Source organism: Nonomuraea sp. CA-143628 (assembly GCF_050942315.1).
GTDB lineage: Bacteria > Actinomycetota > Actinomycetes > Streptosporangiales > Streptosporangiaceae > Nonomuraea.
Genome location: NZ_CP192072.1, coordinates 6838577 through 6863913, shown reverse-complemented (window position 1 = coordinate 6863913; position 25337 = coordinate 6838577). Strand labels below are relative to the sequence as shown.

Sequence of the window (25337 nt, the reverse complement as noted above, 5' to 3'; positions counted from 1 at the left end):
TTAACCGTTAACAAAGAGCGTGCGTCAAGATGGTCCGGGCTCCTGCGATACCTTCGGCCGTAGCCGAATCCAAGGGGTCCCTGGCATGCTCACGGTGGCGTTCTCCGCCTACGACCTGACCTCCATCAGGTTCGCCTACTCCCCGCTCAGGGAGGTCTCCGCCGGCATCCAAGCGCTGCGCACCCCCGCCGGGCGGCCCCTGCATCTGCCGTGGTTCAAGCAGGTAGGCCCCCTGATCGGCGGCGAGTCGGCCCCGCTGCTCGACCTCATCACCGGCGCCGGTTACATCCCCGACTTCCTGTGTCCCGTCCCCACCAGCCCGACCCCGGACCTGGCCGGCGAGCTGGCGGTCCTGCGCGCCACCCCGCACGAGATCATCCGCACGGACCTCGACCGTATGGCCGCCGAGATCCCCGGCTCGCTGACCGGCCGCGCCCTGGAGCTGTACCAGGATCCGGGCCCAGGGCTTGACCGGCTGACGCACGCCATCGAGGCCTTCTGGCAGCTCGCCATGGCACCGCACTGGCCGCGCATGCGCAGCCTCCTCGAAGGCGACCTGCTCTACCGCGCCCGGCAGTACGCCGAACGCGGCCCCGCCGGCGTGTTCGCGGACATGCACACGGCCATCCGCTGGGAAGATCGCACCCTCTACCTGGACGACCGCCCGAAAGAGCTGTCCCGGACGCTGAACGGCGAGGGCCTGTTACTAGCCCCGTCCGTCTTCGTCTGGCCCAGACTGCTCTACCGCACCGACTCCCCCGGCCAGGCGGCCATCACCTACCCCGTACGCGCCGTCGCCACGCTGTGGGAACGCGGCACCGCGCCCGCCCCCGACGCCCTGGCCGCCGTCATCGGCCGCTCCCGTGCGCTGCTGCTGGCCGAGCTCGACACCCCCGCCTCCACCACGGACCTGTCCCGGCGCACCGGCCTGTCCCCCGCCAACGTCTCCGAGCAGCTCTCCCTGCTGCTGTCCGCGGGCCTGGTCACCAAGCACCGCGTCGGCCGGGCCATGCTCTACGTACGAACCCCGCGCGCCCAGGCCCTGCTGGACGACTGATTCGGCGCAGGCCGAATGTGTCGCCCCGCGCCGAGGGCCGCCCGCACCATGCACTCATGACGATCACGGCTCCCGCCCCCACCCCCGTGTTCCAGGGGCTGCCCAAGGTGTTCTGGCTACTGTTCTCCGGCCAGCTGGTCAACAGGTTCGGCGGGGTCGTGCTGCCCTTCCTCGTGTTCTACCTGACCGGGCGGGGGTACGCGGCCGCGCAGATCGCCGCCGTGATCTCCGCGTACGGGCTGGGCGGCCTGGGCGGGCAGCCGCTGGGCGGCTACCTGGCCGACCGGTTCGGCCGCCGCGTCACCCTCATCGGCGGACTGCTCGCCACCGCGGCCTGCCTGATCCTCATCGCGGCCGCCGGCAGCCTGACCTGGCTGATGACCGCGGCCCTGGCCATGGGGCTGGCGGGCGACGTCTACCGGCCCGCCGCCTCGGCCCTGGTCGCCGAGACCACACCGGCGCACCTGCGGGCGAAGGCCTTCGGGCTCATGCACTGGGCGGTCAACGTGGGCACCGCCGCGGCCGGCGCCGTCGCCGGACTCCTGCTCGCCCACGGCTTCTGGCTCCTGGTCATCCTGGACGTGGCCACCAGCGTCGCCTTCGCCGTGATCGTGGCCGTCGGCATCCCCCGCGGCCACGACAAGGCCGCCGCCAGACCCGCGCGCAACGGCTACGCCATCGCGGCCCGCGACCGGGTACTGCTGGCCGCGCTGGCCTTCCTGCTGCTCGGCCTGATCCTGTACGCGCAGGCCTCGTACGCGCTGCCCCTGGCCCTGGCCGCCGACGGACTCCCGGCATCCCTGTACGGGCTGCTCATCACGGTCAACGGCGCGATCGTCGTGATCTTCCAGCCGCTGTTCATCTCCTGGCTGTCGCGCCTGCCCCGGCTGCCGGTCCTCGGCGTCTCCATGACCGTGGTAGGCCTCGGCCTGGCCCTGACCGGCATGGCCGACCGGCCGTGGCACTACGTGGTCACGGTGGTGCTGTGGTCGATCGGCGAGATCGGCATGGCGGGCTTCGAGGCGGCACTGATCGCCGACCTCACCCCGGACGGCGCCCACGGCACCTACCAGGCCCTGTACGGCTGGACCACCGCCATCGCCCGCTTCGCCGGACCGGCCGTCGGCGCCGTACTGTTCCAGGCCGGGATGCTGTGGTGGGCCTGTGCCGCGACGGGCGTCCTGTGCGTGGTGTTCGCCTTCGCCCTGATGCCCGCCGTCGCACGGCGGGAAAGGCAGGCTTAGTCCTTCGGCTTCCGCCAGACGATGCTGTAGCGCAGCAGCAGGTGGCGGCGGTACTGGGAACCGGGCAGGATCTCCGCGGCCAGCGCGCGCATCTGCGGATACGTCACCGGAGGCGGCCACACGGTAGGAGACGAATGCTGCCAGAGGCCCTTCCTGACGCGGTGGAAAGTGCCGACCGCGACGCCGGCGAGGGCGCGCGGCAGATCCCTGGGCATGGTGCTGCGGGCAAGGCCGACGATGGCCAGGACGCCACCGGGACGCAGCAGGTCGCGCATTCGGGCCAGCCCGCTGACGGCGTCCATGTGATGCAGGGTGGCCACCGACGCGACGACATCGAACGAGGCGGGCTCGAACGGGTGGGTGAGGAAGTCGCCGAGGACGTAGTCGACGTCGTCCGACTGCTCACGGGCCTGGTCGATGCTGGGCGCGTCGAGATCGATGCCGATGACCTCCGGCACGGCCCGCCGCAGTTCGCGGGCGAGCATGCCTTCGCCGCAGCCGACGTCGAGGGCCCGCCGGGCGCCATCGGGGACGGCGTGGAGGATGCGGGGGTGGTAATGAATGTTGTGGTTCCATCGCCTGCGGCCCTTTTCTGGCATTTGATCATTTTGCCAGAGCCCCTGGTGAGTCAGCGTTGGCGCTCTTCGGCCGTCCGCGCGGCGTGGTGAGGGGTGGACAGGTCGAGCAGGACCATCGCGTCGTAGTCGGGGGTGCCGGGTTCGGCGACGTACACGGCCAGGCGCTGGCCGGGAGTGCCCTCCAGGTGCATGCTCTGGACGTCGAGGGTGATCGTCCCGACGTGAGGGTGACGGAAGGTCTTGCGGGCGTTCTTACGACCGGTGACCTCGTAGCGTTCCCAGAGCTTGGCGAAGTCGGGGCTCTTGAGCAGGAGTTCGCCGACGAGGTTGGTGAGGTCGGGGGCGTCGGGGTCGGTGCCGGCCAGGGCGCGCAGCCGGGCGACGCAGCCGCGGACCTGGATCTCCCAGTCGGGGAACAGCTCGCGAGCTGTGGGGTGGAGGAACAGGTAACGGGCCAGGTTGCGTTGCTTGGCCGGCCAGTCGTCGATCCCGGCGTACAGGGCGAGCCCGCCGGGGTTGCAGGCGAGCAGGTCCATGCTGCGGCTGATGATGTAGGCCGGGTTCGGGCGCATGGTCTGCAGCAGGAGCTTCAGGTGCGGGCGGACCGTACGGCTGGGCGGGGGCGGCGGTTCGGGCGCGTAGCGGGCGGCCCGGGCGGCGAGGCTGCGCAGGTGCTCGTGTTCGTCCTCGTCCAGACGCAGGGCGCGGCCGAGGGCGTCGATGACGGCGGGGCTGGGCCGGGTCTCCTTACCGCGCTCCAGCCTGGTGTAGTAGTCGATGCTGACGCCGGCCAGGGTGGCGAGTTCCTCCCGGCGCAGGCCCGGAGTGCGGCGCAGGCCGGGACCGGCGGTCAGGCCGACCTCGGCGGGGGTGATCTGGGTGCGACGGGCGCGCAGAAAGCGGCCCAGCTCGCTGCCGCCGCCGTCGTTGTGCTGCTCAGCCATGCTTTCAGTGTTACAGCCGCCGGCCGCGAACCGTGCGGCCGAGGGGGGCCCTGTCACACCCCTGAACACGACTCCCCGGCACAGCGCGGTCTGCCACCGCGCGAATGCGCTGAGCACGATGGATGTTGGTGACGATGTCGCTGTCCCTTTCGTCAGGAGATCCATCCCTTGTCCACCGCCACCCTTCCCACGTCCTCGATCGGTGATCCCGCTGACGGCCGTTTCGGCTCTGGCCCGGCGCTGATCGCCGCGCTCCTGGGGTTCTTCGTGATCACCCTTGACGCGCTCGTCGTCAACGTCGCGCTGCCCGCGATCGGACGGGGCCTCGGGGGCGGCATGGCGGGGCTGCAGTGGGTCGTGGACGGCTACACGCTCATGTTCGCCGCGCTGCTGCTGTCGGCCGGGTCGGTGGCCGATCGAATCGGCGCACGGCAGGCGTACGCGGTCGGGCTGGCGGTGTTCGTCGCCTCCTCCGCCGCGTGCGGCCTGGCCCCGAACCTGGGCGTGCTGGTCGCGGCGCGTCTGGCGCAGGGCGCGGGTGCGGCGGTGATGCTCCCGGCCACGCTGGCGCTGATCCGTGAGGCGTTCCCCGACAGCGCCAGGCGGGCGTGGGCGATCTCCATGTGGGGACTCGGCGGCTCGGTGGGGTCGGCGGCCGGTCCGGTCGCCGGTGGTCTGCTGACCCTGATCGACTGGCGGATGATCTTCTTCGTCAACGTTCCCGTGGGGTCGGTGGCGCTGTTCCTGCTCACGCGCACCGCGCGTTCCCCGCGTCGGGAGGCGCCGATCGACTGGATCGGGCAGATCGCCGCGGTCGCGGCGATGAGTGCCCTGACGTACGGGGCCATCGAGGCCGGGGCCGTCGGCTTGGCCGCACCCCCGGTGCTGCTCGCGCTGGCCACCGCCGTGGTGGCGGCGGTGGTGTTCGTGGCGGCGCAGGCGCGCGGGAAGCATCCGATGGTGCCGCTGCCACTGCTGCGTTCGCGGACCATGGCGATCTCGGGAGCGGTGGGCTTCGCGATGAATGTCGGTTTCTACGGCATGATCTTCTTGCTCGGCCTGTACTTGCAGGAGATGCGGGGCCTGTCCGCGCTCTCCACCGGCCTGGCCTTCGTGCCGATGGCCCTGCTGACCGCCTTCGTGAGCCCGACCTCCGCGTGGTTGTCGGCGAGGTTCGGCGCACGGATGCCGATCATCACCGGGCAGGGTCTCATGGCGGCGGGGCTGGCGGCCCTCATCGCCGCCCCCGCGACGGCGCCCACGTGGCTGCTGGTCGTTCTCATGATCCCGGTCGGGACCGGCGGCGCTCTGGCCGTACCGTCGCTGACCGCGCTGTTGCTCGACCGGGTCCCCGCCGAACGCGCCGGAACCGCCGGCGGCGTGCTCAACGCCTCACGCCAGACCGGCGGCGCCCTGGCCGTGGCGGTCTTCGGCGCCCTGGTCGCCGACCGGACCGGCTTCGTGACCGGCCTGCACACCGGCCTGATGATCGCCGTGGCCGCGCTGGCGGCGACCGCCGCGGTCAGCCTGCTGCTCAAGCCCGTCCCTCGCGAGGGATGACCACACCCATCAAGGTATCGATCCATTGGAGATGGCAACGATGAAGCACATCAAACTGCGTGACCTGGACGTTTCCCGCATCGGGCTGGGCGCGATGGGCATGTCCCACGGCTACACCGGCTCCGGCACCGACGAGGCCGAATCCATCCGTACCATCCACCGGGCCCTGGAACTGGGTGTCACCTTCATCGACACGGCCGAGATCTACGGGCCGTACACCAACGAGGAGCTCCTCGGCCGGGCCCTGAAGGGCCGCCGCGAGGGAGTGGTGCTGGCGACGAAGTTCGGCCTGATCGCGCACGCCGGCGCGGGCCCGTGGACCCTCGACAGCAGCCCGGCCAACATCCGCACCTCGGTCGAGGGATCGCTGAAGCGGCTGGGCACCGACTACATCGACCTGTACTACCAGCACCGGGTCGACCCGAACACGCCGATCGAGGAGACCGTGGGCGCGCTGGCCGAGCTGGTGGAGCAGGGCAAGATCCGCCACATCGGCCTGTCGGAGGCCGGGCCGGACACCATCCGCCGCGCGCACGCCGTGCACCCCGTCACCGCCGTGCAGTCGGAATACTCCCTGTTCACCCGGGGCCTGGAGGAGCGGGTGCTGCCGGTGCTGCGCGAGCTGCGCATCGGCCTGGTGCCCTTCTCGCCGCTGGGGCGCGGCTTCCTGACCGGGCAGATCCGTTCCACCGACGGCTTCGCCGAAGGCGACTTCCGGCACGGCAACCCGCGCTTCACCGGTGAGAACTTCCAGCACAACCTGCGCCTGGTCGACGAGGTCCAGGCCATCGCCGCCGCAGCAGGCGCCACCCCGGCGCAGGTCGCGCTGGCCTGGGTGCTGGCCCAGGGCGACGACATCGCTCCCATCCCCGGCACCAAGCGCGTGAGCCGGGTCGAGGAGAACACCGCCGCCGACGGCATCCGGCTGTCGGATGAGCGGCTCGCGGCGCTGTCCAGCCTGCCCCCGGCCGCCGGCGACACCCACACCGAGGCCGGCCTGCGGATGCTGGAGCGCTGACCCGCGCCCCAGCTCCGCCCTTCATCTGAGAGGAGCACGTCATGCGTGCAGCCGTGATGTACGGTGCCGGCGACGTCCGCGTCGAGAACCGGCCCGACCCGAAGATCCAGCGGCCCACCGACGCGATCGTCCGCGTGGTGCTGTCCTGCGTGTGCGGCAGCGACCTGTGGCCGTACAAGTCCATGCCCGCCACCGCCACCGGGCGCCCGATGGGGCACGAGTTCCTCGGCGTGATCGAGGACACCGGCTCCCAGGTGAGCGCCCTGAAGCCGGGCGACCTGGTCGTCGCACCCTTCACCTACTGCGACAACACCTGCGATTTCTGCCGCAAGGGCCTGCAGCCCTCCTGCCGCCACGGCGGCCGCTACGGCTTGGACGGCGTGGACGGCGGCCAGGGCGAGGCAGTGCGGGTCCCCCAGGCCGACGGCACCTTGGTCAAGCTCCCCGTGGAAGAGAGCAGCCCGCTGCTGCCGTCCCTGCTGACGCTCTCGGACGTGCTGGGCACCGGCCACCACGGCGCCGTCACCGCCGGCGTCCGGCGCGGCGACCGCGTCCTGGTCATCGGCGACGGCGCGGTCGGCCTGTCCGCCGTCCTCGCTGCCAAGCGTCTGGGCGCCGAACAGATCATCCTCATGGGCAGGCACACCGACCGCACCGACCTGGGCCGCGACTTCGGCGCCACCGACGTCGTGGCCGAACGCGGCGACGAAGGCGCGACCCGGGTGCGCGAGCTGACCGGCGGCGACGGCGTCGACCGCGTCGTGGAGGCGGTCGGCGCCCTGGAGGCCCTGCGCACCGCCTTCACCGCCGTCATCGACGGCGGCACGATCAGCCGCTTGGGCGTTCCGCAGTACGAGAACGGCCCCATCGGCCCTGCCATGATCATGCGGAACATCACCCTGACCGGCGGCGTCTCACCGGCCCGCGCCTACATCGAGGAACTCATGCCCGACATCCTGAACGGCGTCATCGACCCGGGCCGCGTCTTCGACCGCACCGTCGGCCTGGAAGAGGTCCCCGACGCTTACCGCGCCATGGCCGACCGCGAAGCTCTCAAGGCGCTCATCCGCCCCTGATCTTCGACAGAGCGCCGGGCAAAAGCAGCCGCTTCCCGGCATCCCACCTATGAAGGCATGACCATGCTCACGAAGGATCCCGCTCCGGCGACCGGCACGGCGCAGGGCGGCAGGCCGGCCAAGGCGATCTGGGCGTTCGACGCCATCGGCACGCGCTGGGAGATCGAGACCCGCCGGCCGCTGGACGGGCGGGCGCGGGCGCGGATCCAGGACCGGATCGAGCGGTTCGATCTGGCCTACTCGCGCTTCCGGCCGGACTCGCTGGTCTCCCGGATCGCCGCCGCGCAACAGGGCGGCCGGTTCTTCTTCCCCGAGGACGCCGCCGCCCTGTTCGACCTGTACGACCGGCTGGCCGCTGTCACCGGCGGCGCCATCGACCCGCTGGTGGGCCGCGAGCTGGAACTGCTCGGCTACGACGCGGCCTACACCCTGCGGCCCGTCACGCCCGCGGCCCGGCCTGCCGGACCGCGGCCAGTCTGGGGATGCGACACGGTACGGGAGGGGACGGTGCTCACCACTGGTGGGCCGGTCGTCGTGGACGTCGGGGCCGCGGGCAAGGGGTATCTGGTCGACCTTGTCGCCGCCCTGCTCACCGAATCCGGGATCGGCGCATTCGTGGTGGACGCGGGCGGTGACCTGCGCCATGCCGGCCCACACCCGATCCGGATCGGGCTGGAGCACCCCGCCGACCCGTCCCGGGTGATCGGCGTCGCCGAGCTGCGCGATCGGGCGCTGTGCGCCTCGGCCGTCAACCGGCGCTCCTGGGGGGACGGCCTGCACCACATCCTGGACGCTCGCACCGGGATCCCGGCCGCGCGGGTGGTGGCGACCTGGGTCGTCGCGGACGACGCCGCCCGCGCCGACGCCCTGGCCACGGCCCTGTTCGTCACCGACCCGCGCACGCTCGGGCACTCGTTCGCCTTTGACTACGTTCGACTGCTAGATGACGGACGCGCTGAGATCTCATCCCGATTCCCCGGTGGCCTGTTCGGCCCCGAAGCACACGAGGACCGCTCATGACCGCCCAGAACCGCACCGCCACAGTGCTGCTCACGATCGCCGCCTCGACCTTCGCGTTGACCGGCGCAGCCTGCTCGGCCGGCACTGAGCCCGAGGCCGGCACCGCATCCCCAGGGTCGCCCTCGTCGACTCCCTCGTCACCGCCATCCGCGCCGGCGCGAGGAGGCTCCCAGTACCGCGACGGCGCCTACATCGCCACCGGCACCTACGGCGGCGGGCCCTCCCACATCACCGTGACGCTCACGCTCGACGACGACGTGATCACCCGAGTGGCCGTCGCACCGCACGCCACCAATCCGACCTCCCGCGACTACCAGGAACGCTTCGCCACCGCCGTGCCCCAGACGGTCGTCGGCAGGGACATCGATGACGTCCGCCTGTCCCGCACGGCCGGCTCCAGCGGCACTCCGGTCGGTTTCAACGACGCTCTGGAACAGATCAAGAGCCAAGCGGCGAACTGACCCGCTCCCGGGGCGCCGGTGCAGCGCCCTTTGCCGGAACACCCTGTAACGGCGGTCGTCGCACGCTCACCGTCGGGAACATCGAGGTGCTCGCTCGGATGATCAGCGAGCGCGTCGACTGCGACATCCATAGCATCCGCCCGGCCGGCCCCGGCCCCGAGGACTACGAGGCGACCGTCGAGCGTCGGCTTCCACGGCAAGTTCGTCGCGGCGAGACCGTCCAAGACCCGATGCCGACCTCGAATCCTGTCTGCGACGTATCGATCTTCTCTGGAGCGGTCGCCGTGAAGCCGAGTAGTCCGGTCGGCGACTCCAGCTCGATGTCCGTATCGTGAGCATCGGGTTTGCCGCTTATGGAGGGGTAGCGATGTTGCGTGCGGTGTTCGTACGAACCTTGAAGGCGGGTGTGACGTATGAGCAGTTCAAGGAAGCTTGGGTTCCGGAGGATACGGACGGCTATCCCGCGAAGGTCAGCGTTTCACGCAATGTCGCCGATGACCGGCAGGTGATCACGGTCCTTGAGCTGGACATGTCCCTGGCCGAGTTCGAGGGCAAGCGTGCGGCGCTGACCCGTCCGGACGCACTGGAACGGCTCGCCGAGATCGTGGAGACGACCGAGTTGGCGGGCCTGTTTGAGGGCGTACTCGATGAGAAGGATCTGTGACGATCGCGGGTGAGTGATGTCGTTCAAGGCCGAGCAGATCGCGCGGCTTGCCGAGTCCGGGTGGTCGTGCTGCGCGTCCGTGGCCGAAGCGGTGGCGCGGGCCGGGCTACCGGCGGTGACGCCTGACTATCTGGCGGCCGCGTTCTCCGACGATCTGTGGGAGGTGGCCGAGCGCGCGGTGCTCGCGCTTCGGAACCACTTCGCTTCGGCTCGCTTCGCGGAGGAGACGACGTACGGCATCCTGCTGGTACCCGACCCTGGCCGGCTGGACACCCGGCGTCCGATGACCGCGGCCATGCGAGCGGATCAGCTTGGCACGCCTACCGAGGACGTGTTCGACGCGCGGCTGCCCGCAGGTGTCCTCGGCGTCCGGCCCGGCAGGCCGTGGACCATGGTCGCCACGGTCACCGGGGTCTATGGGCCGTCTCTGGGCAGTCACCACCAGATCGCGGACGGGCCGGCGGCCTCGTTCACGGTGGCGGGCGCGGACACCAGGGCGCTGATGATCCGTCAGCTCTGGGGCGCCCGAGTCCTGCAGAGCGGGCGTGACCTGCCCGACTGCGAATCGAACGCGAGGTGGACGTTCACGCTGTTCCCCGGCGAGGGTCTCACGGATGGGCAAGCCGAATCCGGCACTGTGCTCAAGGGCAAGGTGCGTTTCCGGCTCGGCAAGCCCGACCGCGGCATCGGATCGGCGCGCGTGGCTCCCGCCATCGCCGTCGCTCAAGGCGCCAACAGCCTAGGGTGACGTACCACACCATAAGCATCAAACTGGACATATGGGACGTGAGTCGCGGAGTCGCTATGACGCGAACCCGCGACGGCCGCCCCGTGATCATCGCGCGCCCTTGCTCGAACCGGACAGCAGGCGAGTCTAAGCGTCGCCGGCCAAGGTATAACCGCGGGTGACCGCGACGAGGCCGCCGTCCTCTCTGGTGGCCGCGACCAGGTCCGGTGGTCTGGGGACGAAGCCCGGCACCGCGGTCAGCCCGTCGGTCTCGCCGATGACGGTGAGGCGAATCCGGCCCGCTTCCGGTACGCGCAGGGTGATCTGGACTCCCTGAGCGGGGATACCGCGGAAGCGGATCTCTGAGGGCCAGGTTCCGGCTCGCGTACCGGTCACCGGCACGCTCGCCGACCCGAATCGGTCGGCCGACGCGGTGGCGTGGCTGATCGGCTGGTCGAGCCTCAGCGTCACCGAGCGTGCGCCCTTCCCCGCTGTCACGTGCAGTTTGAGCGTGCCCTCGCGGTGGGCCAGGACGGTGGCTCGCGGGCCGTCGGCGGCGATCACCGGTGCGGGGCCGGTCCACAGCGTGCCTCGTGCGTACCCGGCGGGCAGCGCGGAGGTGTCGTGGCTGGACACATACTGCTTGGTCCACTGTGGCGGGTCCGTGTCGGCGCTGACCCAGTGGGCGGTGCGGGCGTCGGCGTCCATGACATAGGCCAGGTGGGTGCGCTGCGGCTGGCCGGCGTCGAAGTCGTCCGCCACGAGCCCGGTGGCGACCAGTCCCGTCGTCAGGAGAAGGGCCGCCAGAGACACGGGGAGGAGGACGGCGCGTTTCGGCCGGGTAGCGAGACCGGGCAGGACCCCGGCGGCGGGGTCGGGCAGGGGCCGGGTGGCGGGATCCGGCAGCAGGCGGCTGGCGGGGTCGGGCAGGAACAGTTCCGCGATCGGCACCACGGCCAGCCCGAACAGTGCCAGTATCAGCGCGCTCACCCCGCCGAGCGCCAGCCCCATCCCGTCGAAGACGTCCCCGGCCAGGGACGGCAGCAGCATCGCGGCCGTGACCGGGCCCAGCATCGCCGCGGCCGCCCCCGTCCAGGCAGGTCCGCGCGACAAGGCGGCGGCCAGGCAGCCGAGCGCGCCCAGCAGCGCCGGCAGGGCGAACAGGAAGGACGCGCCGGGAGCGACCTGCGCGCACAGCACGCCCAGTCCGGCGAGCCAGGTCAGCGCCCCGACGGTCAGCGCCGCCGGACCGAGCCTGCGCCGCAGCGCCAGATACCAGCCGAGAACCGCCAGCGCGCACAGGACCGCGATCGCCGCCTGGTACGGCCGCGGGCGGTGCAGCAGCCCGCCCATCAGGTCGTAGGCGGGCCGCCAGGCCAGCAGCAGTTCCCACAATCCCTGTGCCAAGGCAGCCGACAGCACCAGGGGCACCACGGCCGAGACCGTGGCCGCGATCAACCGGGGCACGCTCAGCAGTCGCCTGCGGCGGGCCAGCAGCGCCAGGCCCGCCACCGCGACGAGGGCCAGCACCGCCAGTGGCCAGACGAGCCGGTCCGGGTAGGTGATCATGGTGCCGAGCGCGCGGAAGTAGGTGACGTCCTGATCGGAGGTCAGCGTCCGCAGGTCCGCGTCGCCGAGGGCGCGCGCCAGCGCCAGCATGTTGGTGCCGTGATGTTGCAGGCTGCCCCGGTTGAGGTTGGCGATGGAGTCGCCCGCGGTGTGATAAAGCGAGGAACGCTGGATGTAGGCGAAGTTCATGCCGGTGAAGCCCGCCTTGGTCAGCGGGGTGAAGTCGGTGTTGTTGGGCAGCAGCCGATAGACCTCCACCATGGCGGAGTGGCCGCGCGGCGCGGGGACGGCGTTGACGAAGGTCTCGACCAGGCGGGAGTTGCCGGCGGTGGTCTCGAACATCAACGAGGGGCCGCTGACTCCGCGGGCCTCCCAGTTCAGCAGCACGCCGCCGGCCTTGCCCAGGGGGTGGTCGCGGACGAAGGCCTCGGCGCCGAGCACCCCGTCCTCCTCGCCGTCCGACATGAGCAGCACGATGTCGTTACGCATGCCGGGACCGGTGCGCAGCGCCCGGACGGTCTCGATCATCGCGGCCACCGCGGCGCCGTCGTCGGAGGCGCCCGGTCCCATGGCCGCGGAGTCGTAGTGCGCGGCGATGAGCACGGTGCCGGTGGAGCCCATCCCGGGCAGCCGGCCCACGATGTTGTCGACCTGGCCGAACGCCGCCAGCCCCGCGGAAGACCAGGCACCGACCGAACGCTGGATCTCGACCTGAAGCCCTGCCGCGCGCAACCGCCCGGCCAGGTAGTCCCTGGCCCGGCCGCTCGCCGGGCTGCCGATGGGCCGCGGCTCAGCGGCGAACTCCTTCAGGTGCGCCAGCGCGCGTTCGGCACTGAACTGCGCGCTCGAGGCGCTGGCCGGCAGGGGCTGCATGGTGCTGTCGGCCATGGCGGACAGCATGATCACCGCCATCAGCGTGAGCAGGGCCACCAGCCCGGCCGGCAGCCGCCGTGGGACGTCGAACAACTTTCCGATCATGGCCACGAAGGCTAAGCCGGGCCACGCACCTCGCGGAATGAGGTGCTCACCCGTTCGCACCTGCGGTTTTCCGCAGCCCCGGTCCAACGAGGCAAGAGGGCGCCGAGCGGTGCGTGATCGAGGCTGAACGTCCGACGGATGGCGGATGATCCCGAGGATGACAACCATGAAGATGGCTGACATGGATCCCGAACTTGAAGCATTCATCCCGCTGTTCCCCAAGGCCGACCTGACCGACCCGGTCGCCGAACGCGAGAACTTCGCCGCGCTGGCCGCCGCGCTGCCGCCACCCGACACCGGTGACCTGCGGATCGAGGACCGCATGGTGCCCGCCGATCCGGACGTGCCGGTGCGGATCTACCGCCCGCACCACCCGCGGGGCGCCATCGTCTGGCTGCACGGCGGCGGATTCGTCATGGGTGACCTGAACACCGAACACCCCTGGGCCGCCCGGCTGGCGAACGTCTCCGGCGCGGTGGTGGTCTCTGTGGGTTACCGGCTGGCCCCCGAGCATCCGTTCCCGGCCGCCCTGGATGACGTCTACGCCGCGCTGACCTGGACGGCCAAGAACGCCACCGAGCTCGGCGTCGACCCGGAGCGCATCGCGGTCGGCGGCCACAGCGCCGGCGGCGGGCTCGCGACCGCGGTGGCACTGCGAGCGCGTGACGAGCAAGGGCCGCCGATCCGCTTCCAGCTGCTCAACCAGCCCGGACTCGACGACCGGCAGGAGAGCTGGTCGGCACGGCACTTCACCGACACGCCATGGATGAATCGCGACAAAGTCACCGCGATATGGCGGCACTACCTGGGCTCCACGCCCGCCACGCCGTACGCCGCCCCGGCGCGGGCCGACGACCTGTCCGGCCTGCCACCCGCCTACATCGCCACCGCGGAATTCTGCCCGAACCGCGACGAAGACATCACGTACGCGCTACGGCTGCTGCGGGCGGGCGTGTCGGCGGAATTGCACCAGTGGCCCGGCACCTTCCACGGATCACAGGCGATCCTGTCCGCCGAGGTGTCGCAGCGGCAGATCGCCGAGCTCGGCGCCGCCCTGCGCCGCGCCCTGGCGGAGTGAGGCGGCCCGGCTTGGCGCCTCATCATGGAGCCGATGCGTCAGCGTCGGCGGGGTGGCGCTCGGGCAGCCAATCGCGGATGGGGTCGTATTCCAGCCACCGGTTGCGCTGAGCCTTTGCCGCGAAGGCACTCACCAGGGTGTCCAGCAGCGGATGAGCGCCGTTGCCGCGCCAGAGCAGCGACCAGGCGTACAGCGGGGTGGGGTCTGCCAACGGGACCGAACGGATCGCCGGGTGTGGCGGGAGGGGCACGTCGGCGGGCAGCAGACTGAAGCGGCGCTTGTCGGCCGCCAGGTCGGCCAGGAAGTGGTCCAGCCCCAGGTTCGTCCCCTCGGCGCGATCGTGGATGCCGAAAGACTCGGCGAAGCGGCGCAGGAAGTCCAGCCGGTGGAGTACTCCGGGAGTCCACAGCAGGCTGTCGCGCAACTGCGTCGGCCGGATCGCCGGCGCGCTTGCCAGCGGATGATCCGCGCTGAAGATCACATCCACCGGCTCCAGGCGTACCAGGCGATGCGTCAGTCCGGCGGGCAACGGCGCGTGGACGCGGCCGAAGGCGGCATCGATGTCGCCGTGCAGCAGCGCGGCGGTCACCGAGGGCAGGTCACGGCCATGCCCCAGCTCCAGCCGCGGCTCGCCGGCCGCCACTTGCGCCAGTGTGCGCATGGGCGCGTACAGGTGACCCCACACATCGATCCGCAGCGGGTGGTACGCGTCCAGCGCCGCCGCCACGGCCAGGTCCGCGGCGGTCAACGCCTGCCGGGCAGGCTCCAGGAAACGCTGCCCGGCCTCGGTGAGCCGCACTCCCCTGCCGTCGCGGTCGAGCAAGCGCCTGCCGAGGGTGGACTCCAGGCGGGCGATCCGCTTGGAGAGCGCCTGCTGGGAGATCGACAGTTCTTCGGCCGCGTGGCCGAAGTGCAGTCCTTCGGCTGCCAGTACGAACGCGCGCACCTGTGCCAGGTCGAGATCCACGCCCGTCACCTTAGGCGACAACCCATGGTTGTCGGCCTGTGGCTTCTGTTGTTAGCTCACGCCAGCCGGATGCCGGTTTCATGGCCGCATGCGTAGATTGATGCCTACGGGAGATGCGACGCGGCCGGTGGAGTTCGTCCAGGACACCCAGCCCGCCCCCTCCCCGTGCGAAGTGCTGATCAAGGTCGAGGCGTTCTCGCCGAATCGCGGAGAGACGTTCCTGCTGGAAGCGCCGGAACCCGGTCTGAGGCCGGGGAAGGACGTCGCCGGCCTGGTCGTGCAGGCTGCCGCCGACGGCTCCGGGCCGCCGGTCGGCACGCGGGTGGTGGGCCATCCGCCGATGGGCGGCTGGGCCGAGTACGCGACCGTGCCCACCCACTCGATCGCTGTCCTGCCCGACGAGCTCACCACCATCCAGGCGGCCGCTCTGCCGCTGGCCGGGATCACCGCGCTCCGGCTGCTCCGTACGGCCGGTGCCGTGACGGGCAGGCGGGTGCTGCTGACCGGTGCCTCCGGCGGAGTGGGTCACTACCTGACCGAACTCGCCGCCGCGGCCGGGGCGGAGGTGACCGCGGTGACCGCCACGGTGGAGCGCGGGGCGCGCCTGCGCGAGCTGGGCGCCACGGCGATCGTGCACGACGTGGCCGACGCGGACGGGCCGTTCGACGTGGTATTGGAATCCCTTGGCGGCGGCACCCTGACGGCCACGCTGGCCAAGCTGGTCCCGGACGGCACGTTGGTGTGGTTCGGCCAGGCCAGCCGTACCCCGGCGACGGTGAACTTCTTCGACCTGCTCGCCGGGCCGGAGAACGCCGTGATCCGCCACTTCCACTACGCCGGCGCGCCGTACGGTCCCGACCTGGCCACCTTGGTACGCCTGGTGGCAGGCGGGCGGCTGCACCCGGAGATCGGCCGTACCACCGACTGGGGCCAGACCGCCGAGGTCGTGATCGACCTGCGGGAACGCCGTATCCGAGGCAACGCCGTGCTGACGATCGGAGCATCACGATGAGCGCCGCGGAATTCGCTGCCGCCAACCTGTCGCGCGCCACCGGAGCCGGACTGGACCCGCATGAGTACCTACGCGTCACCGGCGAGCTGGCCGACCTGGAGGAATGGGGCGAGGCCTTCGTGCGCGCCGCGCACGGGCATCTGGTACGAGCCGGGCAGGCGGCTACGGCGATCTCGGCGGGCGAGCACTTCCAGGTGGCGGCGCGCTGGTTCCACTTCGCCACGCTGGGGCCGAACCGTGAGAGGGCACTCGCGGCCGCCGAGGCGGACACCGCGATGGGTCGTGCGCTGGACCTGCTGGAGCCCGGAGCGCGCCGGATCGAAGGGCCGGGCTTCACCGGCTGGCTGCGCGGCCCGGCCGATGTCGCGGCAACGGCGGTAGTGGTCCCGGGACTGGACTCCGGCAAAGAGGAATTCCACGATGTGATCAATGCCTTGCTGCGCCGGGGCATGGCCGTGTTCGCGATGGACGGGCCAGGGCAAGGGGTGCTCGCGGACACCACCACCGTCCGAGCCGACTACCACCACGTGATCGGCCAGGTCATCGACGCACTCGGCACGGACAGGGTGGGACTCGTCGGACTCAGCCTCGGCGGCTACTACGTGGCGGAAAGCGCTGCCCGGGAAAGCCGTGTCGCGGCCGCCATCACTGTCAGCGGCCCCTTCCGGCTGCACTGGGACCTCCTGCCGCGCCCCGTACGGGAGATCCTCATCCAGCGTGCCGGCGGCGAGCCGGCCGCCCGGGACTTCGCCGGCCAGGTGGATCTGTCCACCCTCGCCTCACAGATCGCCTGCCCCCTTCTGGTAGTGGACGGCGGCCAGGACGTCATCCCCGGCGTGGCCAACGGCGAGTCGCTGGCCCGTCTAACCCCGCACGGACAGTACCTTCGCCTCTCTCACGGCGACCACTTGCTCGGCAACGCCCGCCCCGACTGGCTGGCAGCGGCCGCCGATTGGATTTCCGGAGCACTCACCTGACACGGCCTCGCTGTAGTCTCGGGGAAATTTTGGTCGGATTTCGCTGACCTCCACTGATGCCGTCCCCCGAAATGGGAAGCCGCGTTTCGTTTGCGGTGTGGGTCATCGGTGATGGCGATCCTGAGTTCGGATACGGCCAGGGGACGCCGCCGTTGTGGAGCGTGCGTGACCGCGACGCCGACCGGGTTGACGTCGGGCGAGACTTCCTGAGGAACCAGGTCAGACCTGCCTATGTCACCCGCAGGTGGTGTCGGCTCATCCGGTGGTCTTGAGGGCTTGGTCGATGAGCTTTGTGATCATCTCCGATACTTGCTGACGACCTTGAAGAGCAGAGTTGCGAACGCGCAGGCGGCGGGCGCGGCCTGGCCGAGCTGTGTCGGTCGTGTGATCAGAGCCGTCCGGCGCCGGCGCTCTGGCCGACGCGGCCCGGCTGAGCGAGGCCGACATGGAGCGCGCCAAGCAATCGTGACGGGGAGATCCGCGCCGCCCGCCGGCACCGAGGCCGGCAGCAAGATGAGGAACCGTCGCGACCAAGAGCAGCCCTAGCTGGCCCACAGACCAAGTACGCCGGGAAGGGGCAGTGGGAGCTTGATATCGAGCAGCCCGACCTGCGAAAACGCCCCGATGATCGTTATCGCGCCGGACTTATCCCGCCATGTTCGAGCCGTAACCCTCGCACGCACACCCGCCGCGACCAGGAGACTGACCCTTTCCGCGTTACTTGGTCTACGCCCCAAGAAGGTTGCAGCAGTGAGGCGTTCGTTCTCCGACCTCTCGTGTGGGCCTGCTCATATCGACGACGCCCCGCCTAACGGTGCGGGGCGTCATCTGTTGGTCTGCCTCATACGGCGACGTACTTACATACGGTCGTCAGCAGGATGGCGTTCTTTTGGTAGCCCGTGTAGAGGGTGCCGCAGACCTGACCTGATCGAAGCGGCGGCACATTAGGGTCGTTCGCCACATTACGGGTGCCGCTTCCCCACCTCGAGCAGCCGAAGTGTCTTTGCTGGCCCGCCTCCCAGTGGTAATACTGCTCTCCCGTGAGGCCGTCCCAGAAGTCGAAGTTGACCCACCATTCGCACGTGCGGTGGAACAACGACCCGAATTCGTACCGGAGCGAGTCGACGCGAGTGCTCGTCCTGTGGAAGTCGATGCAGAACTGGCCCTTGTAGTAGGGGACAGAAACACTGACTCCCTTTGCGGTGACGTCGACCTCCGCCATCTTTGAGTAGTTCTTGCATTCTAACTTGGCAACTGCGGCGGTGCTTATGGTCGTGGCATTTGCGGCGTTTGCCCAGATTGAAGTGATCACGAGCGCCATTGCGATTGTAAGGCATCGCCTTGCGGCGCTCTTGATTGATCCCATGCTCCCCCCGGAGGTTCCTCACATCATCATTGATGAGTTATCTGTATCATTTGCTAATACTGCGGTCAAGACATGGTTTGTAGCGTATTTGAACAATGGTGAAAATCGTGCTTTTTGGGCCCTTTGTCTATGCTTTGGTGGGCAATGTCTAGCCTAATTGTCTTATTTTAGAAACCTACTTCAGGTTCCTGCCAGCTCGGCGTCGCCCACCGGCCGCCATGCGGTGTGCAGGAAACTGCACACGCAACCGCCGCCGACCGTTCCGTTCCTCTCCGAGGGCCAACCCACCCGCTCGCCCTTGTCACCAAGATCATCACAATGTGGGTTTTGGGCTTATGCGGGGCGCAGACCAAGTACCGGCGCAAGGGGGCAATCCCCTGGTCCCGCGGCAGGTGTGCGTGCGAGGGTTACGGCTCGAACATGGCGGGATAAGCCCGGCGCGATAACGATCATCGGGGCGTTTTCGCAGGTCGGGCTGCTCGATTTCAAGCTCCCACTGCCCCTTCCCGGCGTACTTGGTCTGTGGGCCTAGCTCGCTGCAATCAAGACCTTTCTCAGCGCCAACGAGATGTCCTGCCAGTCCACCCCCGTGGACGCTGCCGTCAAGCAGATCCACGCCGACGGGTTCCCCGCCACCCTCCGTGTCTCAACGGGCGGGGGTGCGGCCGAGCCTGGTCTCCAAACCGTCCAGGATGCGCTCGACGCCGTAGACGAAGGACTCTACGCGGATCTGCTCCGGATCCTTGGTCTGCTCCGCGGCGCGCCCGTCGCGCAGGAGCGGGTAGTCCCGCAGGGCGTGTTCGGTGGTCGGTCGCAGGCTCTCAAGCCAGTCCTGCTCGTTCTGGCCGCTGCGGGCGAGCACCGACAGGTAGGCGGCCTCGCTGGTGGTCATCCCGATGACGTAGGCGATGAGCAGATTCATGGCCTGATCGGCCTCGTCGACGGCAAAGCCCGCCGCTTTGAACAGGGCGAGCATGCGCTCCGACTGCCGCATCAGGTTGGGCCCGAGGTAGGCGAGCCCGACCTGGCCGAGCATGGAGGCGACCCAGGGGTGACGCAGCACCATCGAGCGCAGGCTGTGGGCGGATTCGGTGACGGCCGCCCGCCAGCGTGCGGGGGTGGCGGCGGGCACCCGTACCTCGCCGTAGATCTCGTCCACGACCAGCTCGATCAGCTCGTCCTTGTTGGCCACGTGCCGATAGAGAGACGTGGCTCCGGCGCCGAGCCGGACGCCGAGGCTGCGCATGCTCAAGGCGTCGATGCCCTCGGCGTCCAGGAGTTGGATGGCCTCGGACACGATCCGGTCGCGACTCAGCGACGGCTGCTCCCGCTTGGCGCGCGGGCGGGCCCATACCGAGGGGATGGGCTGCTTCTCGGCTGGCATACAGGTCTCCTCGTTGCGGGACGCTCATGTTAGCGTACGACGTTCGCGGCATGCGTACAGTGATCCCAGCCTGTGAACATCGAAGGCTCGCCCCGAGTGCGTCGTGCGCCGAGAACGCGCACGTGCGCTACACGTTCGCTGGTAGTCGCCAAGCTGAACCGCCGCACTGCCGCACCGCCGCCGGGTGGTGCCTCATGTCTGCTGACCGCCTCGGCCGTATCGCCGTGCGCGGTTGCGTACATCGCTCCGCCATGCGTACAGTGTGCGCATCAGGGAACAGCGTGCAGGAGGAAGCATGGCGACGAACGCGCAGTGGACCGAGCAAGGTGGCTGGACGGCCAGTGGCGACTGGGGAAGCGCCGGCTCGCAGGGGCAGACCTTTGACCTGGCCCGCTGGCAGGCGCGCTTCGACGAGCTGCGCCGGCGGCACCACGTGCCGGGCGCGTCACTGGCGGTGCTGGTCAACGGGCGGGTGCACGAGCTGGCGAGCGGCGTGCTGCACCGGGGCACGGGCGTGGAGGTGACGACCGACTCGGTGTTCCTGTCCGGCTCGATCGCCAAGGTCTACACGGCCACTCTGGTAATGCGGCTGATCGACGAGGGCCGACTGGCGCTGGACACCCGAGTGGCCGACGTCCTGCCCGAGTTCGCTACCCCCGACCCCGTGGCCACCCGGACGATCACCGTCCGCCAGCTCCTGTCGCACACCGGCGGCGTCACCAACGACTTCAATTACGACGGCGGGCGCGGCGACGACTGCCTGGCCCGCTACGTCGAGGCCGCCCGGGAGGTGCCGCTGGACTGCCCGCCCGGCACCGCGATCTCCTACGGCGGGCTCGGCTACATCGTGCTGGGCCGCCTCATCGAGGTCCTCACCGGCCGCACCTGGGACCAGGCCCTCAAAGACCTGCTGTTCACCCCGCTCGGCCTGGAGCGCTCGATGACGCTGCCGGAGGAGGCGCTGCGCTTCCCGGCCGCGATGAGCCACCTGGGCGAGCCCGGCGCCGACCCCGACCCGGCCCCCGCCTGGGACCTCATGCCGCGCTCGGCCGGCCCCGCCGGCCGCGTCATCACCTCCGCCGGCGACATGGCCCGCCTGGCCGCTATGCACCTGGCCGGCGGCGGCCCAGTGCTGTCGGCCGAGGCGGTCGCCGCCATGCAGCGCCGCGAGACCGACGTGCCCGACAAGTGGACCGTCTCCGCCGACGGCTGGGGCCTCGGCTGGACCCTCTACGACTGGAACGGCGTGCCCGGCTACGGCCACGACGGCGCCGCCATCGGCCAGTACGCCTACCTGCGCGTCGTCCCGCACGCCGGCCTCGCCCTGGTCCTGCTGACCAACGGCGGCAGCGCCCGGCTCCTGTACGCCGACCTGTTCCGCGACCTGCTCGCCGAACTCGCCGGCGTCACCATGCCCGCCCCCTTCGGCCCGCCCGCCGAACCCCCCACCGTGGACGTCACCCCGCTGCTCGGCACCTACCGGCGCGCCGGCGTCGTCATCACCGTCAGCCATGACAGCGGAGGCGCCGGTGATGACGACGGTGACGGCCTGCGCATGCGTTACGAGTTCGTGGACGACATGAAGGACATGTCCCCACCCCTGGACATGGAGCTGCTCCCGGTTACCCAGACCGTCTTCGCGGCCACGGGGGCGGGCCCGTCCTTCAGCGAGGACTACATGCCCGTCGTCTTCTCCACCCTGGCCGACGGCACAGCCTGCGTGTACGTCGGCATGCGCGCCACCCCCAAGGTCGCCTGACGCCGGTGAGGTGGCATACGACCTGGCGGAGGTGATGCGGGCCACCGGACGGGCCCGCTCAGCCTCCACGCCGAACCCTCACCCGCTACCTGGAGCACTACGCCCGGCGTCGGTGCCATCGCCGCGCGCGACCACTTCACCGGCAGCAATCGCAGGCGGACGTGACCCCGCGTTCCAGCCCCAGCAGCACGATCCTGGGAGCCGCAGATGACCGGGAACTCAGCTGCTCTTCTGCGCGATGGAGCGGAATCCGGCGTTGACTCTGAAGAGCGAAGAGCAGCCGGGGTCAGCTGAGCAGCGAAATCTCCACTACGCCGGATTCCGTGAGAAATTTCCCTGACCCCCGCCTCCGGGGCGGTGGACGCGAGCACCTGCGGTCCGGCCGACGCGTAGCTGTTGCGGGCCGGGGATGTGGTGGTAGGGGGCGCCGACCGAGACGCCCAGCAGTTTGGCGATCGACGTCACTGAGCGGCCGGGTCGGGCAGCAGGTCGCGGACGGCTTTGAGGAGTTCGGCGTCGACCACGGCCGGGTCCACCCCCAGCCGCTCGGCCGGCCGGGCCACCGCCACCGGCGGGGCCGAGGTCACCTCGTCTGGCACGAACCCCAGCCAGTGCAAGCTAGCGAGTCGAACGGCAAGCCCTGATCGGTCGGGCCGCGGCCCGGGTCGATGAAGGCGATGTCGGCGGGTGTCACGGTGAAGTACCGCAGGCGTGATCGCCTCCGGGGCGCCTGGAGGCATCGACCGGTGTCGCGCTACTTCGCGATCGCCTCGCGGACCGACGGGACGATCTCCTGGGCCCAGCGGGCCAGCACGGTGAGGTCAGCGGCGCCATGGCCGTCGGCGAAGAGCGTGAAGCCCGACGCGCCGTGCTCCAGCACGGCTCCGGTCAGCTCCTCGACCCACTGGCCGACGGAGCCGCCGAGCCAGCGGCCGTCGCGGTCGCGGGTGGCGGGCAGCGGCTGGTCGGTAATGCGTCCGGGGAAGTTGAAGACCGTACGGATCTCGCCCGGATCGCGGCCGACGGCCGCCGCCGCCTCGTCGATGATCGGCCGGGAGGTTCGGTAGCGCTCGCTGAGCCAGTCGGCCGCGTGGCCGGGGATCCAGCCGTCGGCCACCCGGCCGGTGGCGGCCAGGGACTTCGCGCCGACCGAGCCGGTCCACACGGGCGGCGCGGCGACGGGAGCGGGCTCGATCCGGTGCACCTGGTAGTGCTTGCCCTCGTAGGTGACCGGCGGGCCGCCGCCCGACAGCAGCTTGACCAGGACGATCGCCTCCTCGAAGGCGTCCACGGCCGCGCCGGGCGTCAGCCGCGGCACTCCCATGTCGGCGATGCGATCCCACAGCCCGCCCGCGCCCATGCCGAGCACGATCCGGCCGTCCGACAGTGCCGACAGCGACGTCACCGTCCTGGCCAGCATGGCGGGCGGCCGGGTCGGCAGGTTGGTGACGTTGGCGAAGCCGGCGATGTGCCGGGTCCGCCCGAGGATGAAGCCGAGCGCGGCATAGGCGTCCAGACGCCCGCCGATGTAGGGATGGTCGGACAAGGTGAAGATGTCCAGCCCGTCCTGGTCGGCCTGCTGGACCATGCGCAACAGCTCAGGTATGTCGTCGATGCTGGAATGCGCGCCAAAACCGAAGACGACGTTATGTGCGGACAACGTGCCGCCTTTCTCTGCGAATGATCGTCAGCGCGCCCCGGTATGCTGCGCGGCGATTTGAGTTCGTACTACGAACCATATTAGTTCGCAGTACGAACTGCAACTCTCCCGCAGCGGTTCAGCGCGGGCGATCCGGTTCCACGAAGACGGTGGGCACCTTGTTGTCCGCCACGATCCGGCCGAGCAGCGCGGCGAGCGTGTCGCGTTCGGCCGGGGCGAATCCCGAGGTCAGCTCCTCGACGCGGCGACAGGTCTCGGCGTAGAACTCGTCGACCAGCTTGGCGCCCCGTGGGGTGAGCGCCACCCGTACCGCGCGCGAGTCCTGCGGGTCGGGCCGGCGTTGGACCAGGCCGTTGCGTTCGCTGCGGTCCACCAGGCCGGTCAGGCTCGACTTGGCCAGGCCGAGCATCGCGCCCAGTTCGCTCATGCCGTACGGCTGCGGCATCAAGACGCACAACAACTGGCCCTGCTGCTGGGTGAGGCCATACTCGCGGGCGGAATTCGCGTACACAGCATTCACCAGAAAGGTAGACCGTACGAGTGCGGCCACCGCCCCGATCTGACCGTCGACATCTTCACTCACCGGCCCAGGCTAACAAGCTTCGTGGGACGAACTACCCCTATGGGCGAGCCGCCTCATAATCGGGAAGCGCGGCCGGGGTGGTCCGGGTCGCCGGGCGCATGGTCAGGATCAGTACCGCCAGCCCGGCGAAGATTACCGCGGCGATGACGCCGGTGACGTGCACGCAAGCGGTGAACGCCTCCCGCGCGGCGTGCAGTAGCTCCGCGCCCTGGCCGGCGGGCAGGTTCCGGCTGGTGGCGATGGCGCCGGCCAGCGAGTCGGACGTGCCGTCCATCCGGCCTCGGTAGACCGCCGCGGCCACCACTCCGAGCAGCGCGAAGCCGAGCGAACCGCCGAAGTAGTTACTGGTCTCCGACATCGACGCCGCCGATCCGGCGCGCTCCGGCGGTACGGCCCCGACGACCAGCCCCGTGCCGAGCGCGAACAGCGGACCGGTGCCCAGCGCCAGCACGGTGATGCCGATCATCGCCAGCGGCAGGGCGCTCGCCCCGCCGACGCCGACCAGCAGCAGGCTGCCCAGCGCTGACACCACCAGCCCGCCGGCGATGGCGGAGGACGGCTTCATCCGCCGGGCCAGCGCGGGCGCGGTCATGGTGCCGACCGCCGTGCCCAGGCCCATGGGCGCGAACAGCAGCGCCGACGCGACCGGCGAGAAGCCCAGCACGCTCTGCAGGTACTGGGTCACCAGCAGGCCCGTACCGGCCATGGCGATGCCGGCGAAGACCAGCGCGATGAGTACGGCCGTGAACGGGCGGTTGCGGAGCAGCCGCAGATCCAGCAACGGCGTCTCCAGCCGTAGCTGCCGGCGGACGAACAGCACTCCGATGGCCGCGCCGACGACCAGGGTCATCGCCGGGACGACCGGCGCGCTCTCGACCGGCAGCTGCTTGATCCCGTACACCATCGACAGCACCGCCACGAGCGACAGCCCGACGCTGGCCAGGTCCAGCCGACCGGCCCGCTCGGCCCGGAACTCGGGCAGCAGGACCGGCCCGGCGAGCAGCAGCAACGCCATCGCCGGCACGGCGACCAGGAACACCGATCCCCACCAGAAGTGCTGGAGCAGGAATCCGGCGAGCACGGGCCCGAGCGCGCCACCGGTGAACTGGCAGGTCGCCCAGATCGCGATGGCCTGCCCGCGCTGCCGTTGATCGTGGAACATGCTGGTGATCAAGGCGAGCGTGGACGGCATCAGGGTCGCGCCGGCGACACCCAGCAGCGCCCGCGCGACGATCAGCATCAGCGGACTGACCGAGAAGGCGGCGACGACCGACAGCACCGCGAACGCCGCTCCCCCGATCATCAGCAGCCGGCGGCGGCCGATCCGGTCGCCGAGCGTACCCATCGTGATGACCAGGCCGGCCACCATGAATCCGTAGCTGTCACTGATCCACAGCTGCTGGACGTTGGTGGCGCCCAGACCGGCGCTCAACTGTGGGAGCGCGAGGAGCAGCGCCGTCATGTCCATGGCCACGAGCAAGGTCGGCAGCACCAGGACGATCAGTCCCAGCCACGCCCGGTTGACTCGCATATCCGAAACTCCCTGTTTGTGCGGTCGATGTTTCGCCGGGTGGTCGGAGCGGTCGCGAGCTTCTTGACATCGCCGCGGTCGCGCGACACCGAAAAACTCGCGGGTAAGTTTTGGCGGGGGATGT

At 70.3% G+C, this 25337-nt stretch carries 24 protein-coding genes; 14 read left to right on the top strand and 10 right to left on the bottom strand.

All coding sequences use genetic code 11. The features are described from left to right. The first annotated feature begins 85 nt into the window (after positions 1 to 85). Both ACQP2T_RS31410 and ACQP2T_RS31405 read left to right on the top strand, forming a co-directional pair. The gene (locus ACQP2T_RS31410; RefSeq protein ID WP_433519667.1) at positions 86 to 1057 is read left to right on the top strand and encodes an ArsR family transcriptional regulator; all 972 of its coding nucleotides are present in this window, start codon (positions 86 to 88) and stop codon (positions 1055 to 1057) included. Between the two features lie 56 nt (positions 1058 to 1113). Continuing rightward, on the top strand, positions 1114 to 2301 hold the full coding sequence (locus tag ACQP2T_RS31405) for an MFS transporter (RefSeq protein ID WP_433519666.1): 1188 nt from the start codon (positions 1114 to 1116) through the stop codon (positions 2299 to 2301). Here the strand turns inward: ACQP2T_RS31405 and ACQP2T_RS31400 are convergent. Both ACQP2T_RS31400 and ACQP2T_RS31395 read right to left on the bottom strand, forming a co-directional pair. Further along, positions 2298 to 2900, bottom strand: coding sequence for a class I SAM-dependent methyltransferase (locus ACQP2T_RS31400; RefSeq protein ID WP_433519665.1), 603 nt, complete (start codon positions 2898 to 2900; stop codon positions 2298 to 2300). The two genes, ACQP2T_RS31405 and ACQP2T_RS31400, sit on opposite strands and share 4 nt — an antisense overlap. A gap of 29 nt (positions 2901 to 2929) precedes the next feature. Beyond that, entirely contained in the window at positions 2930 to 3823 is an 894-nt protein-coding gene (locus ACQP2T_RS31395) for a helix-turn-helix transcriptional regulator (RefSeq protein ID WP_433519664.1), read from the bottom strand. A gap of 168 nt (positions 3824 to 3991) precedes the next feature. On the opposite strand from ACQP2T_RS31395, the gene ACQP2T_RS31390 reads away from it, so the two are divergent. The 8 genes from ACQP2T_RS31390 to ACQP2T_RS31355 all read left to right on the top strand — a co-directional run bounded on the left by ACQP2T_RS31390 (position 3992) and on the right by ACQP2T_RS31355 (position 10370). Beyond that, positions 3992 to 5383 carry an MFS transporter gene (locus ACQP2T_RS31390; RefSeq protein ID WP_433519663.1) on the top strand — a complete coding sequence of 464 codons (1392 nt, stop codon included), beginning with the start codon at positions 3992 to 3994 and terminating at the stop codon, positions 5381 to 5383. Positions 5384 to 5423: 40 nt separating this feature from the next. Next, entirely contained in the window at positions 5424 to 6401 is a 978-nt protein-coding gene (locus ACQP2T_RS31385) for an aldo/keto reductase (RefSeq protein ID WP_433519662.1), read from the top strand. Between the two features lie 41 nt (positions 6402 to 6442). Next, entirely contained in the window at positions 6443 to 7477 is a 1035-nt protein-coding gene (locus tag ACQP2T_RS31380) for a zinc-binding dehydrogenase (RefSeq protein ID WP_433519661.1), read from the top strand. A 57-nt stretch (positions 7478 to 7534) separates the two neighbouring features. Beyond that, complete coding sequence (locus ACQP2T_RS31375) at positions 7535 to 8497, top strand: FAD:protein FMN transferase (RefSeq protein ID WP_433519660.1); 963 nt, start codon at positions 7535 to 7537, stop codon at positions 8495 to 8497. Further along, entirely contained in the window at positions 8494 to 8958 is a 465-nt protein-coding gene (locus tag ACQP2T_RS31370) for a hypothetical protein (RefSeq protein ID WP_433519659.1), read from the top strand. Before ACQP2T_RS31375 ends, ACQP2T_RS31370 begins: the two co-directional genes overlap by 4 nt. Before the next feature lie 98 nt (positions 8959 to 9056). Beyond that, positions 9057 to 9293 carry a hypothetical protein gene (locus ACQP2T_RS31365; protein WP_433519658.1) on the top strand — a complete coding sequence of 79 codons (237 nt, stop codon included), beginning with the start codon at positions 9057 to 9059 and terminating at the stop codon, positions 9291 to 9293. A 32-nt stretch (positions 9294 to 9325) separates the two neighbouring features. Then, positions 9326 to 9622 (top strand): hypothetical protein, encoded by a 297-nt coding sequence (locus tag ACQP2T_RS31360; protein ID WP_433519657.1) that lies wholly within the window; start codon positions 9326 to 9328, stop codon positions 9620 to 9622. Between the two features lie 16 nt (positions 9623 to 9638). Beyond that, entirely contained in the window at positions 9639 to 10370 is a 732-nt protein-coding gene (locus tag ACQP2T_RS31355; RefSeq protein WP_433519656.1) for a hypothetical protein, read from the top strand. 126 nt (positions 10371 to 10496) lie between these two features. On the opposite strand, the gene ACQP2T_RS31350 is transcribed toward ACQP2T_RS31355, so the two are convergent. Then, positions 10497 to 12896 (bottom strand): M28 family peptidase, encoded by a 2400-nt coding sequence (locus tag ACQP2T_RS31350; RefSeq protein WP_433519655.1) that lies wholly within the window; start codon positions 12894 to 12896, stop codon positions 10497 to 10499. 181 nt (positions 12897 to 13077) lie between these two features. Here ACQP2T_RS31350 and ACQP2T_RS31345 point away from each other — a divergent pair, with 181 nt between their 5' ends. Then, the gene (locus tag ACQP2T_RS31345; RefSeq protein WP_433519654.1) at positions 13078 to 13974 is read left to right on the top strand and encodes an alpha/beta hydrolase; all 897 of its coding nucleotides are present in this window, start codon (positions 13078 to 13080) and stop codon (positions 13972 to 13974) included. A 22-nt stretch (positions 13975 to 13996) separates the two neighbouring features. Here the strand turns inward: ACQP2T_RS31345 and ACQP2T_RS31340 are convergent, their stop codons facing one another. Continuing rightward, positions 13997 to 14941 carry a LysR family transcriptional regulator gene (locus tag ACQP2T_RS31340; protein ID WP_433519653.1) on the bottom strand — a complete coding sequence of 315 codons (945 nt, stop codon included), beginning with the start codon at positions 14939 to 14941 and terminating at the stop codon, positions 13997 to 13999. Between the two features lie 88 nt (positions 14942 to 15029). Here ACQP2T_RS31340 and ACQP2T_RS31335 point away from each other — a divergent pair, with 88 nt between their 5' ends. Next, the gene (locus ACQP2T_RS31335; protein WP_433519652.1) at positions 15030 to 15953 is read left to right on the top strand and encodes a zinc-binding dehydrogenase; all 924 of its coding nucleotides are present in this window, start codon (positions 15030 to 15032) and stop codon (positions 15951 to 15953) included. Next, positions 15950 to 16930 carry an alpha/beta hydrolase family protein gene (locus ACQP2T_RS31330; RefSeq protein ID WP_433519651.1) on the top strand — a complete coding sequence of 327 codons (981 nt, stop codon included), beginning with the start codon at positions 15950 to 15952 and terminating at the stop codon, positions 16928 to 16930. The genes ACQP2T_RS31335 and ACQP2T_RS31330 overlap by 4 nt, the downstream gene beginning before the upstream one ends. A gap of 841 nt (positions 16931 to 17771) precedes the next feature. On the opposite strand, the gene ACQP2T_RS31325 is transcribed toward ACQP2T_RS31330, so the two are convergent. Both ACQP2T_RS31325 and ACQP2T_RS31320 read right to left on the bottom strand, forming a co-directional pair. Further along, positions 17772 to 18251, bottom strand: coding sequence for a hypothetical protein (locus tag ACQP2T_RS31325; protein ID WP_433519650.1), 480 nt, complete (start codon positions 18249 to 18251; stop codon positions 17772 to 17774). A 691-nt stretch (positions 18252 to 18942) separates the two neighbouring features. Next, complete coding sequence (locus tag ACQP2T_RS31320) at positions 18943 to 19680, bottom strand: TetR/AcrR family transcriptional regulator (protein ID WP_433519649.1); 738 nt, start codon at positions 19678 to 19680, stop codon at positions 18943 to 18945. A 295-nt stretch (positions 19681 to 19975) separates the two neighbouring features. On the opposite strand from ACQP2T_RS31320, the gene ACQP2T_RS31315 reads away from it, so the two are divergent. Next, complete coding sequence (locus ACQP2T_RS31315) at positions 19976 to 21439, top strand: serine hydrolase domain-containing protein (protein ID WP_433519648.1); 1464 nt, start codon at positions 19976 to 19978, stop codon at positions 21437 to 21439. Positions 21440 to 21900: 461 nt separating this feature from the next. Here ACQP2T_RS31315 and ACQP2T_RS31310 read toward each other — a convergent pair whose 3' ends face one another. The 4 genes from ACQP2T_RS31310 to ACQP2T_RS31295 form a co-directional block, all read right to left on the bottom strand. Next, positions 21901 to 22056 carry a hypothetical protein gene (locus ACQP2T_RS31310; RefSeq protein ID WP_433519647.1) on the bottom strand — a complete coding sequence of 52 codons (156 nt, stop codon included), beginning with the start codon at positions 22054 to 22056 and terminating at the stop codon, positions 21901 to 21903. A 137-nt stretch (positions 22057 to 22193) separates the two neighbouring features. Then, a complete protein-coding gene (locus ACQP2T_RS31305; RefSeq protein ID WP_433519646.1) occupies positions 22194 to 23099 on the bottom strand; it encodes an LLM class flavin-dependent oxidoreductase in 906 nt (301 codons plus the stop codon). Between the two features lie 118 nt (positions 23100 to 23217). Then, positions 23218 to 23682: a MarR family winged helix-turn-helix transcriptional regulator gene (locus ACQP2T_RS31300; RefSeq protein WP_433519645.1), complete on the bottom strand. Its 465-nt coding sequence runs from the start codon at positions 23680 to 23682 to the stop codon at positions 23218 to 23220. A gap of 37 nt (positions 23683 to 23719) precedes the next feature. After that, positions 23720 to 25213 carry an MFS transporter gene (locus ACQP2T_RS31295; protein ID WP_433519644.1) on the bottom strand — a complete coding sequence of 498 codons (1494 nt, stop codon included), beginning with the start codon at positions 25211 to 25213 and terminating at the stop codon, positions 23720 to 23722. Positions 25214 to 25337 lie beyond the last annotated feature (124 nt).